The following is a 21,253-nucleotide window of genomic DNA, read 5'->3' as shown; positions in this document are numbered from 1 at the left end:
ACGCATGAATTTCCTGAACAAGAAGCCCGTTTTCTTTGCGGTATCGGCCGCGCTTTTCTTCGCAATTCTCCTCATCGTTTTCCGCGGTTTCGCTTTTGACGACTCGCAACTCATGCTCAACAGCGACCAGCTGAACGGCATCGGCAGCCGCATACTGCGTGCCGAGAACGCCATCGTCACCGAATGGGACGATAGCCGCCTGGGTGGCGTCCCCACCATCGACGCGCTTTTCGCCGATGCCTACCACCCGCTCGTGTGGACACAGTTCCTGATGGACCCGGCACGTGCGGTAGGCTTCAAGTTTATCCTTACCGTGTGGGTCGCATTCATGAGCGCCATGCTTTTGGCCTGGAACCTCACGGGCAACCGCTGGTGGGGCGCCCTCCTCGGGTTCCTCTACGCATTCTCTCCGGAATACTTCACGTACATCTACGGCGGTCACGACGGCAAGATGATGGTATTCGCCATCGCGCCGCTCGCCCTCCTCGCCATCAGGAAGGTGGTCCGCTGCGGGAGCCTCCCCTACCTCATCGTGCTTGCGGCAAGCATCGCGTGGATGATTCTCGGGAGCCACCTGCAGCTCACGTACCTGTTCCTGTGGGGCGCCGGTTTCTACACGCTGTACGAGGCGTTCTTCCACTGCGATTCGTTCAAGACCCGCGGTAAGCGCATCGGGCTCGCCGCCGCCGGCCTCGCCTTCGGGCTTGCGCTCAGTTGCTTCCAGCTGGTACCGCCCTACCTGTACACTACCACGCAGTCCGTGCGCGGCGAAGGCGACCATACCAATATCGGGCACGCCGCCAGCTGGTCACTCCACCAGGAAGAACTCGCGCAGATGGTCCTTCCCGGATTCATCGGGGTAGACGTCTACGAGCAGAACCCGCAGAGCGGAGATCTCGAGGGCAGTTCGTTCGTGAACGTTTCCATGCAGGATTACCGCAAGATGGCGGAAATGGGAAGCCACGGAAGCCCGTTCTACTGGGGCCACAACAGCTTCAAACTCGACCACAACAACGCGGGCGCACTTCTCACCTTCCTCGGGTTCCTCTGCCTCTTCCTGCCGGGCAAACGCCGCTGGGCCGCGTTTTGGCTTACGGGCGCAGTCGTCGCCCTCAGTTACGGCATGGGGGCGCATTCCCCGCTGTTCAAGCTCTGGTACGCGATTCTCCCGGGTGTCAAGAATTTCCGCGCACCGGGCATGGCAATGTTCTGGCTCCCGCTCCTGCTCGTGATGATGGCGGGCCCCGTGCTCAAGGCAATCTCCGACGACGCGGCCGACCGTGCACGCAACATGCGCGCCCTCCTGCACGGCTCCGCCATGTTCGCAATTCTCCTCGTGATTTTCGTGTTCGCCCGCTACAACTGGACGCTCTTCATCGGGCCGTTCGGACTCGTCGCAAGCGTGCTCTACGCCATCGCATGCCTCGGAATCATGAGCATCGACGACCAGGGCAAGGAATTTTCGTTCGACAACTTCATCGGTGCCTTTAAGGACAAGCTTCCCGGCACCCCGCGCATAGTGCAGGCAAGCCTCCTCGTATGCTCCGTACTTGTCGGGCTATTCTTCGCAAGCGCGCAGAACCTGCTCAACGATCCGGTCATTGCACCCTACTTCAAGCCGCTGAACGAAATCGTGATGAACGCTACCGCAGGTACCGTGATTCCGGGATTCATCCTGATTCTCGTGATTGCAGGGGCGACTCTCGCCGTATTCAAGTGGAACGGTTCCATCGCGTACAAGGCAGGCATTCTCGCTGTCGCCGCCGCGGTAGACCTCTTCTTCATCAACGCGGCGTTCATCCAGAACGTGCCCGCGGGCGAATACCTGCAGCCGAACAACGGTGTCGTTGCCGCCATCAAGGCTCCCTACAAGGCCGATTCGCTCAACATTCCGCGCGTGCTTTCGCTCTCGCACGACAAGGCTCTCGGTGGCAACGTGTTCCCGCAGTACCACATGCGCAATGCCGACGGTTTCCACGATAACGAACTTGCGACCTACCGCGAGTTCCGCGGCGGCCAGCAGAACGCAAACTACCTCCTGAACATCAACAATCCCGATGCGGCCCACCCGTTCCTCGACCTCATGAACGTGGGCGCCATCATCTTCGATAGCCGCCAGGGTACCACGTACATGCCCATCAAGACGGCCATGGGAGAAGCCTACATCTACGGGCAGTCCGAAACGATGGACGACGCGAAGGCAATCGAATCCCTCCGGAACGGATATGCCTACCGCGAAAAGGTCATCCTCTCCGAAACGCCCGAACATGCTGGCGAAGGTGGCATTGCAAACGGGTATGCAAAGCTTGTCGCAAGCCCCAAGATGGACACGCAGGTATTCCAGGTAGAAAGCGACCGCGCAGGCTTCATGGTCGTCGCAGGCAACTACCACCCCTACTGGAACGCGACCGTGAACGGCAAGCCCGCGAAGGTCTACAAGGCGTTCGGCACGCTACGCGCCGTCGAAATCCCGAAGGGCAAATCCGAAGTGCGCATGGAATACCGGAGCAAGCCGTTCCACGCCTGCATCAAGGTGAGCCTGCTCGCGGCAATACTGCTTGTGGGGCTCGGCGTATTCACTTTCGTAAAGAGCAAGAAGGCGGGCAGCCAGAAGGCCTAACAAGAACAGGCCTAGGCGCGGCCGTCAAGAAAGGCGTCGAAGTCGATATCGCGGACGCTTTCCACAATAAACTCGGGCTTGGTCTCGAGTTTTTCTACATCGGCACGCTTGGTCTCGCCACACAGGGGCAGTACAAACCTGCAACCCGCGCGTTTGGCCAGTTCAAAGTCCGTGTAGAGCCTATCCCCCACGAAGAGGATTTCTTCGGGAGCATAATGCTTGAGCACGCCCGCAAGCATCGCGGGGTTCGGCTTGCCAAAACTGCGCTCCGGTTCTACACCGTATGCCGTTTTTAAAAGCGCCATAAAGCTTCCGATATCGGGCACGGGGCCGTTCGCATCGGGGCACACGAAGTCGGTGTGCGTCACCCAGAACGGAATCCCGCGCTGCACACGGAAACTGAGTTCGCACAGTTCGCGGTAATCAAAACTGTTGTGGTAGGCAACAAGAACGAGTTCCGTATCCTCTACCGACGGTTGCAGGTTCAGGCTCGGGTCCTGTGCAGCAAACCACTCGTAGACTTCGGGGTTCGCAAAAAAATACACATTCTTGATGCCCTTCTCGTGAATCGCGTCGAGCGAGAGGTAAAGCGCCGAGATGATGGAATCGTCGCGAAGCGGGAGCCCCATCACGTTCAGGCGGTTCTCGTAAAAAACGGGCGACTTGCTCGTGTTGTTGCTCAGGTAATAAACCGGCACGCGGGCGGCCACGCGTTTTACCGCATAGACCGCACCCGGGTACGGGCGTCCGCTCAGGTAGAGCGTGCCATCCAGATCAAATACGACTGCCTTTACCGGTTTGTGTTTCACGATGCGATAAATGTAGCAAACACCCGCAAAAAGTTTTATATTCTATGCCATGAGAACCCCAGACAGCCGTTTTTACTGCCCGCAAATAGGTGTAGGCACATTCACGCTCGACGAAAACGAGAGCAGCCACGCCGTCCGGGTATGCCGTGCCACCGCAGGCGACACGCTCGAACTCTGCGATGGGCTCGGACACTTTGCCGACGCGACCATCGTGAAAGCCGACCCTAAGGCCTGCGAAGTCCGCATCGACAAGTTCGACACCGTATCCAGGGAACGCCCGAAACTGAACCTCGCCATCGCATGCCTCAAGGACGACGCCCTCGAAGAAGTCGTGTTCCATGCAGCGCAGACAGAAATTGACACGATTTACTTTCTACGCACGGACTTTTCGCAGGAGCCCAAGAATTCCGACCTGCACAAGCTTGTCCGGCGTGCCGAACTCAAGAGCCTCGTCAGCCTCAAGCAATCCAAGAAGCCGTGGCTGACCCGAATCGAGGGTCCCATCGAATTTGACCGCTGGCTCGATACCTACGAAGGCGACCTGGTGCTCTGCGATATTAACGGAGATAAAAACGCCCCTACCCTCGATCAAAGGACCTCCCTGCTCGTAGGCCCCGAAGGCGGCTTTTCGGACAAAGAAATTTCACGAATAAAGTCATACCAGCGGGGGAAGACCACACTCATCAATCTCGGAAACACTCGTCTGCGCGCCAGGACTGCGGCAATTATCGCCCTTGGAAAGTTCGTTTAAACGCAAATTTCGCCAATTTAACCCCCAGAATTTGATTTTCATCATATTTTTGTAAGAAATCTTTTTTTCATCTTGACTTTATCCGTTCTTTAAGATATTTTTGTTACAGACTTCAATTCAACCCCAATAACGGGGACAACTTAAACAAGGAGTTTATTATGAAGAAGTTGATCGTCGCCGCTCTTGCCGCGTTCCTCATGATCGGTTGTAGCTCGACCCCGCAGGAAAAGTCTGCAAGCGCTCTCGTCGAAATGCAGATGAAGAAGAAAGCCTACTTGAAGGACCACGTTCCTGCCGGTATGGGTATCGGTGTTTCTACCGATGAACAGATTGCCATGGAAAAGGCCGACCAGAATGCCCGTGTTGACCTCGCCAAGGAAATCGACGCCCAGACCAAGGCTCTCATCAAGAACTTCAAGGAAGACGTGAACGACCAGGTTGCTGAACACTTCCAGTCCACCTCCAAGACTGTCGTGAACACCCACATGAGCGGCGCTACCCTCGTCGACGTGAAGGTTGAAACCACCGAAGACGGTCACTTCAAGATCTACGGCATCATGACTCTCGACGCCAACCTCGTCGAAGAACTCATCAAGAGCCTCCAGGCTGCCGGCCAGTACGACGACGCTGTCGCCAACAAGATCCGCGCTGCCGCCAACAAGGCCTACGCCGAACTCGACGCCGAAATCGAAAAGCAGTAATCTCTGCCCAAGCGGTTTTAACGCAAAAGAGACCCGGTCGAATGACCGGATCTTTTTTTTTACCGTTCGTTCGTCGTCTTAAGTATTATAAAATAAACGGCGCCGAAAGGCGCCCACGAAAATAAACCGCTCGAACCTGAGAACTGGGACCAGATGTAGCGATTTATTGAGTGTTTGGTACTACTTGCAGGCCTTCCCGAACGTATCGTGCAGGCGGGTCGCATTTACCTTCTTCACGGCGGTCGCCTGGGCGATGCCCTCGTCGCGGCCAACGCCCTGAGCCTGCTCGGAGATGGACTGCTTGCCCGCCTCAATCGCAAGCGTAATGCGCGACGTGCAGAGGGTCTTGCTCGAGTTAATCTTGTCGGCAGAGGTAATCGTAGCCTTCATCTTCGGGAGATTCGCCTTGTCCGAAATCGAGATGCCAGATGCAATCAAATGTCCACGCAGCGCACCGCAGGCCTCGGTCGGGCCAACGCATTCCAGCGTGTAGGCACAGGCAGCCACGTCGGAGGTGTAATGCACCGACTTGGAAATCACCGCGGACTTGCGCACGTACTTGAACGAGAGGTCTGCATGCACGGTCACATCGCCGCTCGGGTGGAGTTTCTTCACCTGGGCGAGCGAGAACACGGCCTCGCCTTCCTCGTTCGTTTTCTCGTGAGCGATATCACGGCTATCCTGTGTAAGGGCGAGCGGGAACCCGACCACCGGGCCGTTGAAGTCCGTCACCGTCACAATCAGGGCTTCGCTCGTGAGGTCCGTTTCCATCTTGAGGCTTTCCATACCCGAGATGAGGTATTCCGTCAGTTCGCCAATCGTGCTTTCGAGCCGGAGGTTATCGGGAATTTTCTGCACGCAGCTCAGGTCCTCGAGGTTCTCGTTGTAGCGGTCAGCCAGCTTTTCGAGCGCGAGCATATCGACGCCCATCTTGCGGTAGTCACCGTCCACCATGTCCAAGCGGATTATGGAATCCTTCGCGTGCATCTCCTTGCGGATAGATTCGATATCCACAAGAATCTTCGATGCCATCTGTTCGGTATCCATTGTCGCGGTAGACTGGAACTTGCCACCCGATTTGGGTCCCGGGGTCACCTTCGCGCCCTTGAGCACCATGTTGGTCGAAGTATTCTTGGTGCTCTTGGCAGTCGACGTCACGTTGCCCTTCGCATCTTCCTTCACTTCGGTCGCGAACTCGCTTGAAACCTTCGTACGCAACTGCTTTGCAAGCCCTTCGAGAGCGAGCATGTCCGCTTCCTTCTGGGACTTCTTGGACGTTGCCGTGTAAGTCAGTATTTCTGCATTCGCGTAAGATGCAAACACTGCAAGCGACAGCAGCGACGCGGTAAATAGTTTATTCATAATTCCGCTCCCGCGTGATTACTGGATTTCGAGAATAATGAGCTTCTTGGTGATGTTCTGCTTGCGCACCTTGGCCAGGCCTTCGAGGCTTTCCACGAACTCGCCGTAAACCATCTGGGCGTCCTCGTACTTGTTCGGGTCCACGTAGATGAGCAAGTCGTAGGTGTTGCGGCTCATCGAAATCACCTGCATCTTGTTGAACTTCTTCCTCATCTTGATGGAGACCATGTTCGAGATTTCTTCGGCCTGGTCGTCGGTAAAGTCGCCCGTCAGGTGGGCCACGACCTTGTAGAGCGCACCCTTTTCCTGCTCTTCGGCAAGGCGGCCACGCACCTTGTTCTCGAGTTTCTTGATGGCAAGCTGGATTGCCTTCTGCACGAGCACGCGCTGGCTTTCACCGTTATCCTTGAGGCGAATCGATTCGCTCGCCAGGAGGTTTGCGGTAGAGGCCTCGCTCGCGTTCAGGTCGATCACGATGTAGTCTTCCTGGATGCTGCCCGCATAGGTGATGTTGATGTCTGCACCCACGGAGAGGCCGGCCACGTAGGCCAGGTCTTCGCTGTTGCCCGCGATATCGGACTGGAGCTGCACCACCTCGTCGAGCTGGGACTGGCTTTCGAGCCCGATGACCGTGTAGTCACGGCTGGTGAGGTAGGCGTTGATGACTTCCATCGCAGTCTTCGCAAGCGGATTCCTGCGAATCACGTCGATGCTGCCCGCCATCTTCGCGCCCATCGCCGGGGCAACAAGCACCGTCGGACGGGTCTTGAAATTCACGGTCGAAACAATGATTCCGTCGTCTTCGGCAGCAGAAGCAGCCGTACCCGACGATGCGGCGGCAGCCGGAGCATCGTCAGCAACGACCTCACCCGTCTCACGCGAAATTTCACGCTGGGCGGCATCGGCGCGGGCACGAATCTCGTCCGTGTTGTCTTCCTTGGCAGGCGGGTTCGAAGCGCAGGCAGCAAGCAAGCAAGCACCCGCAAGCACGCCCATCAATCCTTTCAGTTGAATCATGTTCTTTTTCATGGTTATCCCTTTGTATAAATTCTTCTTGGCTAGTCTTCCTTCAAGGTGCCATTATCCTTGACTGCTTCGTATTCTTCGGCATGGCTTTCATCACAGCCACCGCCATCGACCTTGTCGTACTGCACGCAGTTACGCGCCTTGGCGCTGTGGTTGCGGCGTAAGCAGAACACTTCGTAGGTCTTGGTCGTACGGATCTTCTTGCCGCTCTTCAGGGCAATTTCGATATCGAACTTCGCAATCGTGTTCAATTTGATAGAGACGGGGACTTCGTAGTTAAGTCCACTTATATTGTTAAACGACTGGACCACCTCGCCCTTGCGCTTCACGGTAACGCTAGCAATCTCGCTTATATCCGCATCCGTGATGCCGGCAAGCGAGAACTTGAGGTTCGTCTTGTACTCGCTCGCAGGCAGGTCAAGGTGCTTCCTTTCGGTCTTCCCGCCGACAAGTTTCAGCGACACGTTCACGCTCTTGGTGGTCTTCTTTTCGTTTGCGGACGAAGCATCGGCCTGGTCGGCCTTCTTGCCGGCAGCATTCTTGCCCGCGGCCTTTTCCGCAGCAGCCTTATCCGCGGCGGCTTTTTCGGCGGCAGCGGCAGCTGCGGCTTCTGCTGCAGCGATGGAATCCGCGTTGGCCTCACCCGCAGAGGCATCGTCACCCGCAGGCTTGCTCGGAGGCGTGTAGTTGGACTTCCACGTGAAGCACTCAATTTCGATATCGCCTTCGCTACAGGTAACCGAGAAACGCTTGGGGCCGTAAGAATCGTCAGCCCATTCCACCGTACGCTGGTAGATACCGCTTTCGGGCACCGTATCGGATTCGCCCATCACGGTAACGACGATACCAGGGTTCACGCGGGCCTGCAACGTCACGCTCGGAAGCATGAGGGTGTCAGGAAGCGGGTTCGCCCTGAAGTTCACCTTCTTCGCGAACTCTTCCCTGCGCTTTTCGTAATCGTTATCGAAGTCGGTAAGAGCCTTCTCGAACTCTTCCGATTCAGGGCCCATGCCCCAGATGTTCACGTTGGCAAGCTCCATGGAGAGCGCCTTCGTACCCGAGCTCTTCAGGTTCAAGTTCTTGATGACGCCGTTCTTGCCGACAATGAGCGTCTGGTTCTGGACGACCTCGCCCGTATTGCCCGCGATACTGTTCACGCTGACCAGGCCCTGCTTAAGCGATGTGACCATCTGGCCGTTGACGCTTGCGACAAAGCCCGCCGTACCACGGATGGCAGCCGTCGCCACGCCGGTAGTGAAGTTGACCGTACGGCCAGTAGGCTGCTTCTGCACATCAAAGAGCACCGCACCGTTATTCACGCGAACAGATACCTGGTGATTGAGCGAGTCAAAAATCTCTGCATCGAGAACTACGTCCGAAAGTTCCGTAATCCACAGCGAGGAACCATCGTTGATAGCCATGACAGCCTCGGATTCTGCGCCGGTACGGATACGATCCTTTTCGGAGACGACCTGGCCAAACCGGAGCTTGCTCCATTTCTCGGTATTCTTGCGCTGCAGGTCCGTTTCGCCAAGAACCTTGCGCACCTTCGCCTTGATTTTACTTGTATCGACCGCTTCGGACTTATTGTCAGCAACCGTGCGGGGGTCGGGTTCATCCTTGCAGGCCCAGAAAACCGTGGCAGACAGGGCTGCCACAAGACAGAGAGAGAGTTTGTATGATTTAATCATGCCTAAAATATAAGTTTGTAATAATCTTATCTGTATATTTTTAAAAAATTACACGCACATTTTATGGTACTTTATCTATATTTGCATATATTCAAATATTCGCATAGACTACGCATGGTGGTCCGGACAAGAAAAGTTTAAAAATGTGAGGTTATATGAAGATTATCGACATCCTCAAGCAAGACAAGATGAGCCTTTCGTTTGAAGTGTTCCCGCCCAAGAAGGAAACGAGCTTCGAAAACGTGAAGGCGGCAACAGAATCCATCGCGGCCCTCGGCCCCGCATTCATGAGCGTCACCTACGGTGCAGGCGGCGGCGTGAGCCACTTCACCCTCGATATCGCGAAGAACCTCAAGGAAAAGTTCAACATCCCGATGCTCGCCCACCTCACGTGCGTCTCGAGCAGCAAGGAGACGGTGCACCAGCGCATCGATGACATGAAGGCGGCGGGCATCAAGAACGTGATGGCGCTCCGCGGCGACCTCACCCCGGAACTCATCGAGAAGGGCCGCGACAACTGCGACTACCACTACGCAGTGGAACTCATCCGCGAACTCAAGGCTGCCGACGCGGACTTCTGCATCGGTGCGGCCTGCTACCCCGAAAAGCACCCCGAGAGCGCGAACCAGGCCGAAGACATCAAGCACCTCAAGGAAAAGGTCGACGCGGGAGCGGACTTCCTCACCACGCAAATGGTGTTCGACAACAACCTGTTCTTCAGTTTCCTCTACAAGCTGCGCGATGCGGGCGTGAACTGCCCCGTGCTCCCCGGCATTATGCCCATCACCAACGCGAACCAGGTGGAACGCGCCATCAAGCTTTCGGGCTCCTTTATGCCGCAACGCTTCAAGTCGCTGGTCGACAAGTTCGGGAGCGACCCCGAGGCTATGAAGCAGGCGGGCATCATCTACGCGAGCGACCAGATTATCGACCTGTACGCGAACGGGATTACAAACGTGCACGTTTACTCGATGAACAAGCCCGACGTGGCGGAAGGCATCTTGAAGAACGTCTCTGCTATACTCGGGAAAAGCTTTTGAGATTAGGGAGGGGCTCGTATGGCGGCCCCTCCCTAAAACCCTCCCGACACGCTCAAACACACCTTGCTTATGTTAAACTACGTGTCAGTGTGTTAGAGCATGCGCACCTTCGGTGCATGAAAATTAGGGCAAGGCTCGTATGACGGCCCCTGCCGGTACATAGAAAAAACCTTCCCGCGGGGGAAGGTTTTTCGTTTGTCCAAAAATTTTAGACTAGACTAGCGGTCGTGGATACGGACGCATTCACGCACGTCGCGGGCATCAAAGAAACGGCCACGGCGCGGGTCAAGGCAATCCACGCGACCCGGGCGGTTGCGACGGAAGTCAATAGTCATCCAGCGGGTACCGTCGTTGCAGTAGTAGTCCCAACGGCCGTCGGCATCGCCGCGGTAGCATTCACCTTCAACCATCGGGCGACGGTTGCGGTAGTCCACACGGTAGTGGCGGTCACGCGGGCGGCAATCCGGCTTCTCGAAGCGGCATTCCAGGCGTTCACGCGGAGGAGGAGGCGGAGGAGGCGGATCATTACGACGTTCGCTCTTCTTGTTGTTATCTACATGGATGGAAAAACCAGCCCATGCGCCAGAAGAAAGCATGAGAGTCGCAGCGAGGGCGGCTAAAACGATTTTCTTCATTTGTTCTCCTTTCTAAAAGGTTCGGATTTATTGTTTAACTAAAATATATTCTTTTTTACATAAGCGCAAACGCCATCCACGCGAAAAAACGGATAAAATTCCGTCTTACGCCGACAAACGGCACAATGGCTAAATCAGTTCCTCGGGAGGCAGATGCTCGGCGCTTTCCGGTTCCTGGTAGAAGGTTTCCGGGACCTGCACCTGGTTCTGGAAGTAGGCCCTGTGGGCGGCAATCACGCGCTCGCGGGCAAACGCGGCATCTTGCCAGTCGCCAATCTGCACGTCCTTGCCTTCCAGTTCCTTGTAGTTCTGGAAAAAGTTCTTCGTGATGCGCAGGAACATCTGGTCAACGTCGCCGATGTCCTTGATGGGGCGCGGGTTGAACACCGGCACGCCCAGCACCTTGTAGTCCTTCTTGCCACCGTCGGTCATGTCGAGCGCGCCAATCACGCGGCAGGTGCAGACCGTACCCGTCATCATCGAGGCGGGGCTGTAGATAAGCATATCGAGCGCGTCGCCATCGTCGGCCTTCGTGCTCGGGATAAAACCGTACGTACAGGGGTAGCTCATCGAGCTGAGCAGGCAACGGTCCAGGCGGAACACATGCAGGCGTTCGTCATATTCGTACTTGAGGTTGGTGTCCTTGCCGATTTCCACAACGCAGTCGACCTCGTAGGGGTACTTGCGTCCGATAGGGAGATCCAGGTAGTTAATTGCCATTTATGCTCCAGAGGGCCCACCTTGAGCCCATTGCATTCATATGTTTTTCGTGGAGGTAAATTTAGAATTTACAAGCGATTTTTCAAGCCCCAAGGCTTATTTTGTCCAGAGAACAGACGGCCAGTCCGAGCCTTCCTGCCCAATCATGAACACAGGCTTTGCTGCATTGTCCACGACAAGCGTCATAGGGAGCGCGATATTTTCGCCCTCCTTTATGAGCCCGATACCTTCCGAAAGGCGCTTGTAGGGGTCGAGCACCACAGGGAAAACCGTAGCCCCGAGAGTCTCGACCATCTTCTTGATTTTGGCCTCCTCGCGTTCACCCGCATTCACGAGGATAACCTTCACCCCGTTCTGTTCGAGTTCCTGCCGAGATTCTACAAGCTTTTTCATACCGGCGCGGCACGGCACGCACCACGTGGCAAAGTACACGAGCGCCACGCGGTTACTCCCGGCAGCAACCTTCGCAAGGTGCGCACGCGTAAACGGCATGTTGGCCCCGCCCATCTCGCGGGCGGCAAACCAGTTGAGCGAATCGGCCACAGCCGGGGGGAGCGGCTTGATTTCGGAAGGTGCAGCCACCTTACCAGTCTGGGCCTTTGCCGTAGTCTTGGCCGAAGGGGCGGCAAACGAACTTGCAAAAAGGGCAAGCAGAAGGCAGGCAATAACTTTCAAACGCATATTATTCCTCTCAGGGCAAGTTTAAATTTTTTATCCACTCGCGCATGGCAAATACCGACACGCGATCTTTCAAAGACTGTTTCGCAATCCTGCTCCCGAAACCTGTCGCCATCTTTTCAGGGTCGAGCGGAATCCCAACCCTGCCCAGGTCGAGCCTGTCCGCATCGTAGCAGCAAGCGATGGTCGGGTCGTCGTTTTTCGGTTCGTGCGTGTGGAACTTGCAGGCATGGTAAAGTTTCTCGAAGCGCTCGTCTTCTATCTCGAAGAGCTTAGCCTCGCGGCATTCCTTCGCGAATTCGGCACCGCGTGCGCCGTGCTCAGGGTCGTGACCATCGTCAAAGCGCTTGCTGTCGTGGAATATGGCAAAGAGGCGAACGACTTCGACATCCACGCCGGCAACGCGGCCAGCAAGCAGGAGCCCGTTGGCCTCCACCTGGTGCCAATGCTCTATGCCGTGAACGTCCGAAAGGTACGGACGGTTCGCGAAGGCATGTTCCATTATGGCAGCAAAGTCTATCATCTTTAGTTATTAGTTGTTAGTCATTAGTTATTAGTTGTTAGTTGAATTATCGCGGCTTCGACGCCTTTCTAAAAACTAATGACCATTGACTATTGACCAAGTTCTATTTCCCGTACGCTTCCTTCAGTTCCATCAAGCGCTGGAGCGCCTGCATCGGGGTCATTTCCTCGGGCTTGAGCCTGCGGATTTCGTCCTTCAACAGCTGCGTGTTCTCGTCGGGCGGTGCAAACATATCAAGCTGCGGGTGTTCCTTCTGCTTCTTCTTCACGGCGCCGTCACTCGGGTCAATCTTTTCCTTCTCAAGCCGGAGAAGAATCTTCCTCGCCCTGCGGACAACGTTGTTCGGGAGGCCCGCCATCTCGGCCACATGGATGCCGTAGCTCGAGTCGCAGGCACCCGCGAGAATCTTGTGGAGGAACACCAGCTTGTCGCCCTTCTCCTGCACGGCCACCTGGAAGTTACCCGCATGCTCGAGGCTTTCCACGAGCCCGGTGAGTTCGTGGTAGTGCGTCGCGAAGAGGGTCAGTGCCTGCCGTGCGGGCTCGTCGTGGAGGGTCTCCACAATCGCCCAGGCGATGGAAAGCCCGTCGAAGGTGCTCGTGCCGCGCCCGATTTCATCGAGCAGCACAAGGCTGTGCGGAGTCGCGTTCCGCAATATATTTGCGGTCTCTATCATCTCGACCATGAAGGTACTGAGCCCGCGACTCAGGCGGTCACTCGCCCCCACGCGAGTGAATATGCGGTCCACTACCCCAATGCGGGCAGATTCCGCCGGCACAAAGCAGCCGATTTGCGCCATCAATACGATGAGCCCGGTCTGGCGCAGGTAAGTCGACTTACCCGCCATGTTCGGGCCCGTGATGAGCATCAGGCGCGTGCCATCGGGCGAAAGCGAAACATCGTTCGGGATAAAGTCCAAATCCGGGTTCACGGCGACAATCACCGGATGGAAACCGCCGCGGATTTCTATACCCGAGCCCTCGAAAACCTCGGGGCACGCGTAGTTGTACTTGCGGGCCGCCCGCGCGAAACTGTAGAGCGTATCGACCTTCGCCACCGCGTCGGCAATTTCCTGGAGTTCGGCACGCCAGCCGTCTACGCGGTCGCGCAGGCTACAGAATATGCGGTATTCGAGCTCGTGGATGTTCACCTCGGCGTTGCTGATGATGGATTCGCATTCCTTCATCTCGGGCGTAATGTAGCGTTCGCCGTTCACCGTCGTCTGCTTGCGGATATATTCCTCGGGGATGGGGCTTGTCGCCTTCGCCATCTGCGCCTTGGTAATCTCGATGTAGTAGCCGAACACGCGGTTGTAACCGACCTTCAGGCTCGGGATTCCGAGGCGTTCGCGCTCGCGGCCTTCCAGCGAGGCAATCCATTCGCGCTTTTCCTTGATGTCCTCGTTCATCGCGTCGAGTTCGGCGTTCGCGCCAGGGCGTATCATACCGCCCTCGCGCACCGTGAGAGGCAAGTCCTCGTTGAATTGCGCCAACAGTTCCTCGCCGCGGCCGCGCGCGTGTTCAAGCGTCTCGCGCAGGCCTTCAAAAATCGGTGCCCGCAGACCCTCGAGCACGTCGGCCACCTTAGATGCCTGCGAAAGCGAACGGCCCATGCCCGCAAGGTCGCGCGCGTTGGCACGCCCACTCCCCACGCGCCCCATCAGGCGTTCCATGTCGAGGATGCTCGTGAGCGATTCCTTCAGTTCGTCAAGCGCCACCGGGTTCTGTACCAGTTCCGCAACAGCCTCCTCGCGTTCCTGGATGCGCGAAACAGAAATCAGCGGGTGGCTCACCCAGTCCTTGAGCGTGCGCCCGCCCATCGCGGTCACCGTGTGGTCCAGCACCGAGCAGAGCGTGCTCGAGTAGTCGTCCGCATTCAGCGGGCGCGTAAGTTCCAGGTTCCTGAGCGTACTCGGGTCAAGCGTCATGTAGTCGTCGAGATTCAAGATCTCGAGCGTCGTAAAGTGCGAAAGTTCGGACTTCTTCTGGTCCATCAGGTAGGCCATCAGGGCACCCGCGACTTCCGTCTCGCATTCGCGGCCGTCGAGCCCGAGGCCCACCAGCGATTCCACCTTGAAGTGGCTAAACAGGACGTCGCGGCTCTGCTCCTCCCCGAACATGAACTCGGGAATCTGCGTCACCAGCACGTTGTCGGCCTTGACCATGTCCATAATGCTCGAGGGAATCTCGACACCCTCGGGCACCACGATTTCCTTGGGCATGCGGCGGCTGAACTCGCACTCGAAAGCCTGCACGCTGCTCCTGCATACGGCAAGGTAGCCCGTCGTCACGTCGGCGACGGCAAACGCGGCATCGTTACCCGCAGGCACGTAGGCAAACAGGTAGTTCGCCTCCTTCGCGTTCAGGTTCGACTCGTCCATCGCGGTGCCGGCACTGATAATCTCCACGATATCGCGCTTCACGATACCCTTCGCGAGTTTCGGGTCTTCCACCTGCTCGCAAATCGCGATGCGGTAACCCGCCGCCACCATCTTCGGCACGTAGCGGTCGGCGGCATGATGCGGGAACCCGCACAAGGGAGTCGCACCCGAGGCGCCATTGTTGCGGCTCGTGAGCGTAAGTCCAAGAATCTTCGATGCTATGACGGCGTCGTCCTCGAACAGTTCGAAGAAGTCGCCCATGCGGAAAAATAAAATGCAGCCAGGGTTCTGTTTCTTGATCTCGTAATACTGCTGCATCAACGGGGTGACAGCCATTACAGGTCTCCCATCGAAAGTTCAATCTGTTCCGGGTTATCTTCCGGAGGCACAGGTTCCGTAGGTTCGGATTCCTGCTTGGCGTACTGCGGCACGAGCGTGCCCGCTTCCAGGAGTTCGCTGAACTCGCGCAGGCGCGGCAGGTCTTCGGGAATGCGGTTGATGCCGAAATACTTCATGAATTCCTGGGTCGTCACGTACGTATAGGGGTTGCCGACAGTCTCGGCGCGCGCGCCCAATGCAATAAAGCCCTTGTCGAGCAAGTTCCTGATAGGGCCATCCACAGAAGACACACCGCGCACCTGCTCGATGGCGGCCTTCGTGATGGGCTGCTGGTAGGCAATCACCGCGAGGGTCTCGAGTGCGGCCTGGCTCAGGCGGCGCGCATTCGCCTCGGGGAACAGCTTGCGCACCCACGGGTAGTACTTCGCACGCGTGCGGAAACGGTAGCCGCCCGCCTGCTCCACAATCTCGAACGGGGAATTAATCTTGTTCAGCGAATCGTTCGCAGCAATGAGCGCATCCGACACGGTACGGGCATCCAGAAAGTCGCCCAGAATCTCGCGCAACTTCTTGAGCGTCACAATGTCGGGCGAAGCGAACACGATAGCCTGTATAATGCGGGCAAGGTCCTCGCTGCTTTCCACTTTCGGAAGTTCTTCTTCGACTTCCTCGGCCTCTTCTACATTCTGCGGGTTTTCACTCATATCCGGTAAGATAGTAAAAAACACGCCGGATTTTCATTTTCTTGGGCGTTCCCAGCCCCAATTGCCATTCTGAACCCCAATTGTCATCCCCGGCTTGACCGGGGATCTCCAATTCCATACCTTCATCTGTCACCCTGGAGGAGTGAAACGACGATAGGGTCCATAAACGCTTTTCATAATATAGTTTGCTTCGAGGGACATTTCGCACGCAAACACATTCACTTCGTTTAAGTGTTTGCTTTGCAAAACGCCCTCTCTCCGCAAAGAATCATGAGAGAGGCTCCGGAATAAGACTGTTTATCGCGGGAACGTTTCGAAGCGGGTACTGCGAAAGCCTCGTGTGTGAGCCACAAGCGCCTTGTATCAACGAGGCGTGGTGGCGAGAGTGAGCGCATACCAGAGTATAAAAACCAGAGTGTAGCGCGAACGGTCGCATCAGTTAGTCACTTCGGCCTTCGCGAATTGCGGGTATCGTATTAAACTGCAGGAAGATGTTTAAAACAGCAGCATTAGCCTTGTCCGCCAGGTGAAACTGGGTAAAATCAATCTTGTCGAACTGTCCAAGAGATTCGACAGCCTTCTCACCGATGGAATCCGAAAGATTGCTTATCTGATCCACGTACGAGTCGAACTGCTCCATGTCAAGGTTGGGCTCGAGGGCCGAATCGAGCGGTTCGGCGTCCATCATCAAACGCGGTTCGAGAGACTCGATTTTATAGATATTGCGGGTGGACTTCTTGGACTTGGAAGCGGATTTCTTGGTGTTCTTGTTGTTGGACTTGACGTTCTTGGACATGATTTTCGCCTTTTTAGTTAAAACTTTTTGTGTGGAATTTGAAGAAAATTCCATTTGGGATAAAACAATTACAGCGCACCTCGGGGTGCGTTGTAATTATTTTCAAAAATGTTGATTATTCCTCTAGCTTAGTACAGCGGACGGAGAAACCGTGAGTTTTGTACGTTTCCTGCTCAGTTAGGTACTCTCCCGAACGAGATGTTGCAGCGGCAAACGCTGTTGAAATTACTTCACCATTTTTAGAATAAGAACCTTCGTCGGGATAATACCAATATGTAGCCTCACCTATACGCGTTAATCTTCGATCCCAAATATACCCTGCACCGACGAGGGAATAGCCGCTGTAATTAAAGCCCCCAAATGATATTGCTCGAGCGTCTTGAATTCCGTGCTTATTGTTGTCCGCATGAAGCACAATGTAAAAATCGTCCTGAGTCAGAAGCCGCCAGCCATCCGGACAGATGCCCTGGTGGTTCGGCTGGATCAAATCGGCGCAGCTTTCGGTATTGCAGCGGCTCGGCAGTTGCATCATCTCGGCCCACTGGTAGAGGCCACCGTAGCGGTCGCAATTTGTGGTATCCCTATCGTAGCAGTAACGCTCGATTAACGTATCGTTTGCCTGATCTTTTGTAATACCAACCATCTTGCCGATATTGAGGTTTTCTGCCATTACGGTCACAGAAGCGGCCTCGCCTTTTTTGTTTTTCCCGTTTATCGTAATGTAGTAGTAGCTACGACCATTGCGTTCATCAACAAAGGTCTTGTAATCGCTGCTTTTGATACGAATAGCATCACCCAAATCAGCCATATGGTCATACGGGACATAGCCGCTGCTACTGGGAACACTTGAACTCGACTGCGGAGTGACGCTGGAGGAGGAGTTCTCACTACTGCTCGACTGCGGAGTGACGCTAGAGGAGGAGTTCACACTACTGCTCGATTGCGGAGTGACGCTGGAAGAGGACTTCGCGGAACTGCTAGACGCGACGCTCGAGGAAGACTTCACACTGCTGCTGGACTTCGCACTAGAGCTCGACTGCGGTGTGACGCTGGAAGAAGAAGACTTCGCTGATTCGCTCGACTTCGCGTTGACTGAAGAAGAAGACTTGGCAGAGCTACTGGACACACTTGTCTCGTCTTCGCTCGACTGCGGTGTGACGTCTTCGATACTGCTGGACGACTCGTCGTCGCGCGGGGCAAAACTGCTCTCATCGTCCCCGCATGCCATCAAGGAGAGTCCCGCAACAGCAAGAAACATCGCAAAAGAAACAAGAAAAGAACGCCTCATTTATCCTCCAAATGCAGTCTTATCCCAAAATACCAATGAAAATATAACATAACGCGGGGCAACACCCTAGACAGTTGCTGGCCGCGAAGTGTTAAAATTGGAAATAAAGGAACGGGTTGTAGCTCTGGGTAAAGAGCGCAAGTGTCGCGAGCACAAAGAGCCCGAGCGCGACGGCAGCCTTCCAGGGTTTCACCTCGTTGCACCAGTCGAAACTGCGGAATTTCCAGAACGAAAGCAGGGCTGCCACGGCCATGAACACGATGCACGTGGGCGTGAAGATTTCGGCCGTAAGGATGGCGTCGGCGCCGCTCACCGGCATAAGCCCGAGCATCGCCTTCCACATGCGCCACGCCTCGCCAATGCTATCGGCGCGGAACAGCACCCAGCCGAACAGCACGAGCACCTGCGTAATAAGAATCTGCACCACGCGGGGCGCCTTGTAGTAAAGCGCGTTCTTGTTGTTCGCACGTTCCACAATCATGAAGAAGGCATGGTACAGGCCCCAGCAAACGAACGTCCAGTTCGCGCCGTGCCACACGCCGCTCAGGAACATGACCATGAACAAATTAAAGTACAGGCGTTTCTTGCCCACGCGGTTTCCACCGAGGGCGATGTAGAGGTAATCGCGGAACCAACTCGTGAGCGAAATATGCCAGCGCTTCCAGAATTCGGTAATGCTCCCCGAGCGGTACGGGCCGTTGAAGTTGCGCGGGAAATGGAACCCGAGCATCAGGCCAAGGCCAATTGCCATGTTGCTGTACGCCGAGAAGTCGAAGTAAATCTGGAACATGTAGGCAAGGCTACCCCACCACGTATTGAGTACGCCCGGAGCGTCTGCCGCAAACACGCGGTCGGCGATGATGCCCACCTGGTTCGCAAGGAAAATCTTCTCCGCAAAACCGAAACTGAAGAACATGATGCCGCGAACGAAGTTCTCGAGCGTATGCGTGCGGGTCGCAAGTTCTTCTGCGACCGTATTGTAACGCACAATCGGGCCCGCCACAAGCTGCGGGAACAACGCCACATAGCAGGCAAACGTCACGAAGTCCTTGACCGGAGGGGCGGTGCCACGCCACACGTCAATCGCGTAGCTCATGGACTGGAACGTATAGAACGAAATGCCCACCGGCAAAAGCACCGTCATCACCGAGAACGGTTCGCAGCCAAGCTTTGCCACCACATCGTTGATGACACCCATGCCGAACATATAGTACTTGAAGAACCCGAGCGCACCGAGGTTCACGACAATCGCCGCAAGGAGCGCCAAATTGCGTTGCCGCTTGCTAGCGCCAGGCGCAGAGATGAACCGCCCGCTCACGTAAACCACGAGCGTCGAGCCGAACATCAGGAATACGAGCCACGGCTCGAGCCAGCCGTAAAAGATGTAACTGAAAATCGTGATGAAGAAGTTCAGGCCGGAATGCTTGACCCCGGCACGGAACAGCACAAAGTACCCGACCAAAAAAGTCGGCAAAAAGTAGAACAGAAAAATCTGGGAAGAGAAAACCATAAGTAGTTATTAGTCACTAGTCATTAGTTGTTGGTTAAAGTTAGGCGGCATAGCCGCGATTATAAGAACCAATGACCATTGACCAATGACTATTGACCCCTATTTATTCATTCACCTCGATGGCCAGGTAGCGCGGGGATTCGTCGTCAAAGTACTCGTCTTCCACGGCGCCATCCCAGTTGCCCTCAAGCGGCACAATCTTAAGCGTATGCTTGGCTTTCGCCTTGAACTCGCCTACGTTGCCCTTGCTCTTGTCGGCCATCTTGTCCTTGACCTTGCCGCGAGCGATAAGCGGGTTGTACACGCCCACCAAGATTTCCTTCGCGTCGAGCTTGCCGGAAACCACCTTCTGCACCTTGTACTTGAACACGTACACGTAGCTGTAGAGGTCGTTGCTCGGCATCTTGCCCGGGATTTCGGTCAGGCGGGCTTCGACAGTGACGGGGTCAGCCGCGAGCGTGAAAGCAGCAGCAGCGAGAATAGCGATAAAAAACTTCTTGAACATAGGATGAAATATACAAAAAGGAGGGCCGCGACTAAACCGGGGAAGACAAGAATGATAGCGGGGATGACAAGAAAAGAAAACAAAGAACCCCGCTCTTTCGAACGGGGTTCTAAGCTGCTTCACTTGGACTCGAACCAAGGACAACGCGATTAACAGTCGCGGGCTCTACCAACTGAGCTATGAAGCATCGTCTGTTAGACGCCCCCAAATATAGATTTTACTCGCCCGTTGTCAAGGGGATTTTTTGCAAAAAAATGCGTTTTTTTGTTTAAATCGTCATCCTGAGGCGGAGCCGAAGGATCCAGACCTAGATTCTTCCGCCCTTCGGGCGTCAGAATGACGAAAAAGAACGCATCAGGGCAATCTCTTTCGCATAACCGGGGAGTTCGTTCGGGGTTTCGAGGTAGAACGGCAGGTCGCGGAGCGCCGGATGGTTCACCACGCGCACCAGGGCTTCTTGCCCGATAAAGCCCGCACCGATGACCTCGTGACGGTCCTTGTGGCTTGCGAGCGGGTTCTTGCTGTCGTTCAGGTGGATGGCGTGCAGGCGCTTTAACCCGATTACCTTGTCGAACTGTTCCAGCACCCAGTCCAGGCGGTTCACGATGTCGTAGCCGCCATCGTGCACGTGGCAGGTATCGAGGCAAACCCCGACCTTGTCCGAAAGTTCCACCCGGTCGATAATCGCGCGCAATTCCTCGAAGGTCCGGCCAACCTCGCTCCCCTTCCCCGCCATCGTCTCGAGGAGCACAAGCGTCTTCAGGTCCGGTCGCAGTATCGCATTCAGGTGTTCCGCAATCAGCTCGATACCCCTTTCGACCCCCTGCTTCACGTGGCTCCCGGGGTGGAAGTTGTACATCGCTCCCGGAAAGTGGTCCATGCGCCACAAGTCGTCCTTCATCACGTCGCGGGCATAGTCACGCAACCCCGGGTCCGCCGCACACGGGTTCAGCGTGTAGGGTGCATGCGCAAGCGCGGGCCCGAACTTGTTTTCGCGCATCAACTGCACCAGCGCGTCGGCATCGGCCTTGTCAAAAGGTTTCGCACTCCCGCCGCGCGGGTTGCGAGTAAAGAACTGGAACACATTGGCCCCTATGGAGAGGGCGTCCTCGCCCATCGCCTTGAAACCTGCAGCACTAGAAAGATGGCAACCTATAAGCATATTTCCAATAATA

General features: G+C 55.8%; 19 protein-coding genes and 1 tRNA gene. 4 read left to right on the top strand and 16 right to left on the bottom strand.

Translation table 11 applies throughout. From position 1 onward, the window contains the following. Positions 1–4: 4 nt before the first annotated feature. Positions 5–2,620 carry a YfhO family protein gene (locus BUB22_RS01905; RefSeq protein ID WP_073113686.1) on the top strand — a complete coding sequence of 872 codons (2,616 nt, stop codon included), beginning with the start codon at positions 5–7 and terminating at the stop codon, positions 2,618–2,620. A gap of 11 nt (positions 2,621–2,631) precedes the next feature. Here BUB22_RS01905 and BUB22_RS01900 read toward each other — a convergent pair whose 3' ends face one another. Beyond that, complete coding sequence (locus BUB22_RS01900; RefSeq protein WP_073113685.1) at positions 2,632–3,429, bottom strand: HAD-IIA family hydrolase; 798 nt, start codon at positions 3,427–3,429, stop codon at positions 2,632–2,634. Between the two features lie 49 nt (positions 3,430–3,478). Here BUB22_RS01900 and BUB22_RS01895 point away from each other — a divergent pair, with 49 nt between their 5' ends. Then, positions 3,479–4,180, top strand: coding sequence for an RsmE family RNA methyltransferase (locus tag BUB22_RS01895; RefSeq protein WP_073113684.1), 702 nt, complete (start codon positions 3,479–3,481; stop codon positions 4,178–4,180). Positions 4,181–4,338: 158 nt separating this feature from the next. After that, a complete protein-coding gene (locus BUB22_RS01890; RefSeq protein ID WP_072809794.1) occupies positions 4,339–4,881 on the top strand; it encodes an LPP20 family lipoprotein in 543 nt (180 codons plus the stop codon). Between the two features lie 180 nt (positions 4,882–5,061). Here the strand turns inward: BUB22_RS01890 and BUB22_RS01885 are convergent, their stop codons facing one another. From BUB22_RS01885 to BUB22_RS01875, 3 genes are read right to left on the bottom strand one after another with little or no spacing between them, the layout of a single operon-like run. Continuing rightward, on the bottom strand, positions 5,062–6,243 hold the full coding sequence (locus BUB22_RS01885; RefSeq protein WP_073113683.1) for a hypothetical protein: 1,182 nt from the start codon (positions 6,241–6,243) through the stop codon (positions 5,062–5,064). 18 nt (positions 6,244–6,261) lie between these two features. After that, positions 6,262–7,272 carry a hypothetical protein gene (locus BUB22_RS01880; protein WP_073113682.1) on the bottom strand — a complete coding sequence of 337 codons (1,011 nt, stop codon included), beginning with the start codon at positions 7,270–7,272 and terminating at the stop codon, positions 6,262–6,264. Between the two features lie 29 nt (positions 7,273–7,301). Next, positions 7,302–8,960, bottom strand: a complete 1,659-nt coding sequence (locus BUB22_RS01875; RefSeq protein ID WP_083535336.1) for a FecR family protein — start codon at positions 8,958–8,960, stop codon at positions 7,302–7,304. 155 nt (positions 8,961–9,115) lie between these two features. Here BUB22_RS01875 and metF point away from each other — a divergent pair, with 155 nt between their 5' ends. Continuing rightward, positions 9,116–10,000 carry a methylenetetrahydrofolate reductase [NAD(P)H] gene (gene metF, locus BUB22_RS01870; protein ID WP_072809785.1) on the top strand — a complete coding sequence of 295 codons (885 nt, stop codon included), beginning with the start codon at positions 9,116–9,118 and terminating at the stop codon, positions 9,998–10,000. Between the two features lie 218 nt (positions 10,001–10,218). On the opposite strand, the gene BUB22_RS01865 is transcribed toward metF, so the two are convergent. From BUB22_RS01865 to BUB22_RS01805, 12 genes are all read right to left on the bottom strand, one after another. Beyond that, positions 10,219–10,635: a hypothetical protein gene (locus BUB22_RS01865; protein ID WP_072809783.1), complete on the bottom strand. Its 417-nt coding sequence runs from the start codon at positions 10,633–10,635 to the stop codon at positions 10,219–10,221. A gap of 129 nt (positions 10,636–10,764) precedes the next feature. Then, entirely contained in the window at positions 10,765–11,355 is a 591-nt protein-coding gene (locus BUB22_RS01860) for an inorganic diphosphatase (protein WP_072809781.1), read from the bottom strand. Positions 11,356–11,451: 96 nt separating this feature from the next. Then, positions 11,452–12,036, bottom strand: a complete 585-nt coding sequence (locus BUB22_RS01855; protein ID WP_073113680.1) for a TlpA disulfide reductase family protein — start codon at positions 12,034–12,036, stop codon at positions 11,452–11,454. A gap of 10 nt (positions 12,037–12,046) precedes the next feature. Continuing rightward, positions 12,047–12,556 (bottom strand): HD domain-containing protein, encoded by a 510-nt coding sequence (locus tag BUB22_RS01850; protein ID WP_073113679.1) that lies wholly within the window; start codon positions 12,554–12,556, stop codon positions 12,047–12,049. Positions 12,557–12,659: 103 nt separating this feature from the next. Next, entirely contained in the window at positions 12,660–15,272 is a 2,613-nt protein-coding gene (mutS, locus tag BUB22_RS01845; RefSeq protein ID WP_073113678.1) for a DNA mismatch repair protein MutS, read from the bottom strand. Continuing rightward, positions 15,272–15,979: an SMC-Scp complex subunit ScpB gene (scpB, locus tag BUB22_RS01840; protein ID WP_073113677.1), complete on the bottom strand. Its 708-nt coding sequence runs from the start codon at positions 15,977–15,979 to the stop codon at positions 15,272–15,274. The genes mutS and scpB overlap by 1 nt, the downstream gene beginning before the upstream one ends. A 439-nt stretch (positions 15,980–16,418) precedes the next feature. Beyond that, positions 16,419–16,775 (bottom strand): LEPR-XLL domain-containing protein, encoded by a 357-nt coding sequence (locus BUB22_RS01835; RefSeq protein WP_073113676.1) that lies wholly within the window; start codon positions 16,773–16,775, stop codon positions 16,419–16,421. Between the two features lie 115 nt (positions 16,776–16,890). Then, positions 16,891–18,063, bottom strand: a complete 1,173-nt coding sequence (locus tag BUB22_RS16200) for an FISUMP domain-containing protein (RefSeq protein ID WP_139258665.1) — start codon at positions 18,061–18,063, stop codon at positions 16,891–16,893. 91 nt (positions 18,064–18,154) lie between these two features. Continuing rightward, positions 18,155–19,537, bottom strand: a complete 1,383-nt coding sequence (locus BUB22_RS01820; protein WP_254794591.1) for an MBOAT family O-acyltransferase — start codon at positions 19,535–19,537, stop codon at positions 18,155–18,157. Positions 19,538–19,676: 139 nt separating this feature from the next. Further along, complete coding sequence (locus BUB22_RS01815; protein ID WP_073113672.1) at positions 19,677–20,078, bottom strand: hypothetical protein; 402 nt, start codon at positions 20,076–20,078, stop codon at positions 19,677–19,679. Between the two features lie 114 nt (positions 20,079–20,192). Next, positions 20,193–20,265 (bottom strand) — tRNA-Asn (locus BUB22_RS01810). 144 nt (positions 20,266–20,409) lie between these two features. Further along, positions 20,410–21,240 (bottom strand): deoxyribonuclease IV, encoded by an 831-nt coding sequence (locus tag BUB22_RS01805; protein ID WP_073113671.1) that lies wholly within the window; start codon positions 21,238–21,240, stop codon positions 20,410–20,412. Between the last annotated feature and the right edge of the window lie 13 nt (positions 21,241–21,253).

This window comes from Fibrobacter sp. UWCM (assembly GCF_900129735.1).
In the GTDB taxonomy this organism is placed as follows: Bacteria; Fibrobacterota; Fibrobacteria; order Fibrobacterales; family Fibrobacteraceae; genus Fibrobacter.
This window is presented reverse-complemented; position numbering and strand designations above follow the sequence as displayed.

What these genes read in the sequence shown, in the direction of transcription:
- BUB22_RS01905 (WP_073113686.1), top strand. Translation starts at nt 5, where the DNA reads ATGAATTTCCTGAACAAGAAGCCCGTTTTCTTTGCGGTATCGGCCGCG.
- BUB22_RS01895 (WP_073113684.1), top strand. Translation starts at nt 3,479, where the DNA reads ATGAGAACCCCAGACAGCCGTTTTTACTGCCCGCAAATAGGTGTAGGC.
- BUB22_RS01890 (WP_072809794.1), top strand. Translation starts at nt 4,339, where the DNA reads ATGAAGAAGTTGATCGTCGCCGCTCTTGCCGCGTTCCTCATGATCGGT.
- BUB22_RS01885 (WP_073113683.1), bottom strand. Translation starts at nt 6,243, where the DNA reads ATGAATAAACTATTTACCGCGTCGCTGCTGTCGCTTGCAGTGTTTGCA.
- BUB22_RS01880 (WP_073113682.1), bottom strand. Translation starts at nt 7,272, where the DNA reads ATGAAAAAGAACATGATTCAACTGAAAGGATTGATGGGCGTGCTTGCG.
- BUB22_RS01875 (WP_083535336.1), bottom strand. Translation starts at nt 8,960, where the DNA reads ATGATTAAATCATACAAACTCTCTCTCTGTCTTGTGGCAGCCCTGTCT.
- metF (WP_072809785.1), top strand. Translation starts at nt 9,116, where the DNA reads ATGAAGATTATCGACATCCTCAAGCAAGACAAGATGAGCCTTTCGTTT.
- BUB22_RS01865 (WP_072809783.1), bottom strand. Translation starts at nt 10,635, where the DNA reads ATGAAGAAAATCGTTTTAGCCGCCCTCGCTGCGACTCTCATGCTTTCT.
- BUB22_RS01860 (WP_072809781.1), bottom strand. Translation starts at nt 11,355, where the DNA reads ATGGCAATTAACTACCTGGATCTCCCTATCGGACGCAAGTACCCCTAC.
- BUB22_RS01855 (WP_073113680.1), bottom strand. Translation starts at nt 12,036, where the DNA reads ATGCGTTTGAAAGTTATTGCCTGCCTTCTGCTTGCCCTTTTTGCAAGT.
- BUB22_RS01850 (WP_073113679.1), bottom strand. Translation starts at nt 12,556, where the DNA reads ATGATAGACTTTGCTGCCATAATGGAACATGCCTTCGCGAACCGTCCG.
- mutS (WP_073113678.1), bottom strand. Translation starts at nt 15,272, where the DNA reads ATGGCTGTCACCCCGTTGATGCAGCAGTATTACGAGATCAAGAAACAG.
- scpB (WP_073113677.1), bottom strand. Translation starts at nt 15,979, where the DNA reads ATGAGTGAAAACCCGCAGAATGTAGAAGAGGCCGAGGAAGTCGAAGAA.
- BUB22_RS01835 (WP_073113676.1), bottom strand. Translation starts at nt 16,775, where the DNA reads ATGTCCAAGAACGTCAAGTCCAACAACAAGAACACCAAGAAATCCGCT.
- BUB22_RS16200 (WP_139258665.1), bottom strand. Translation starts at nt 18,063, where the DNA reads ATGAGGCGTTCTTTTCTTGTTTCTTTTGCGATGTTTCTTGCTGTTGCG.
- BUB22_RS01815 (WP_073113672.1), bottom strand. Translation starts at nt 20,078, where the DNA reads ATGTTCAAGAAGTTTTTTATCGCTATTCTCGCTGCTGCTGCTTTCACG.
- BUB22_RS01805 (WP_073113671.1), bottom strand. Translation starts at nt 21,240, where the DNA reads ATGCTTATAGGTTGCCATCTTTCTAGTGCTGCAGGTTTCAAGGCGATG.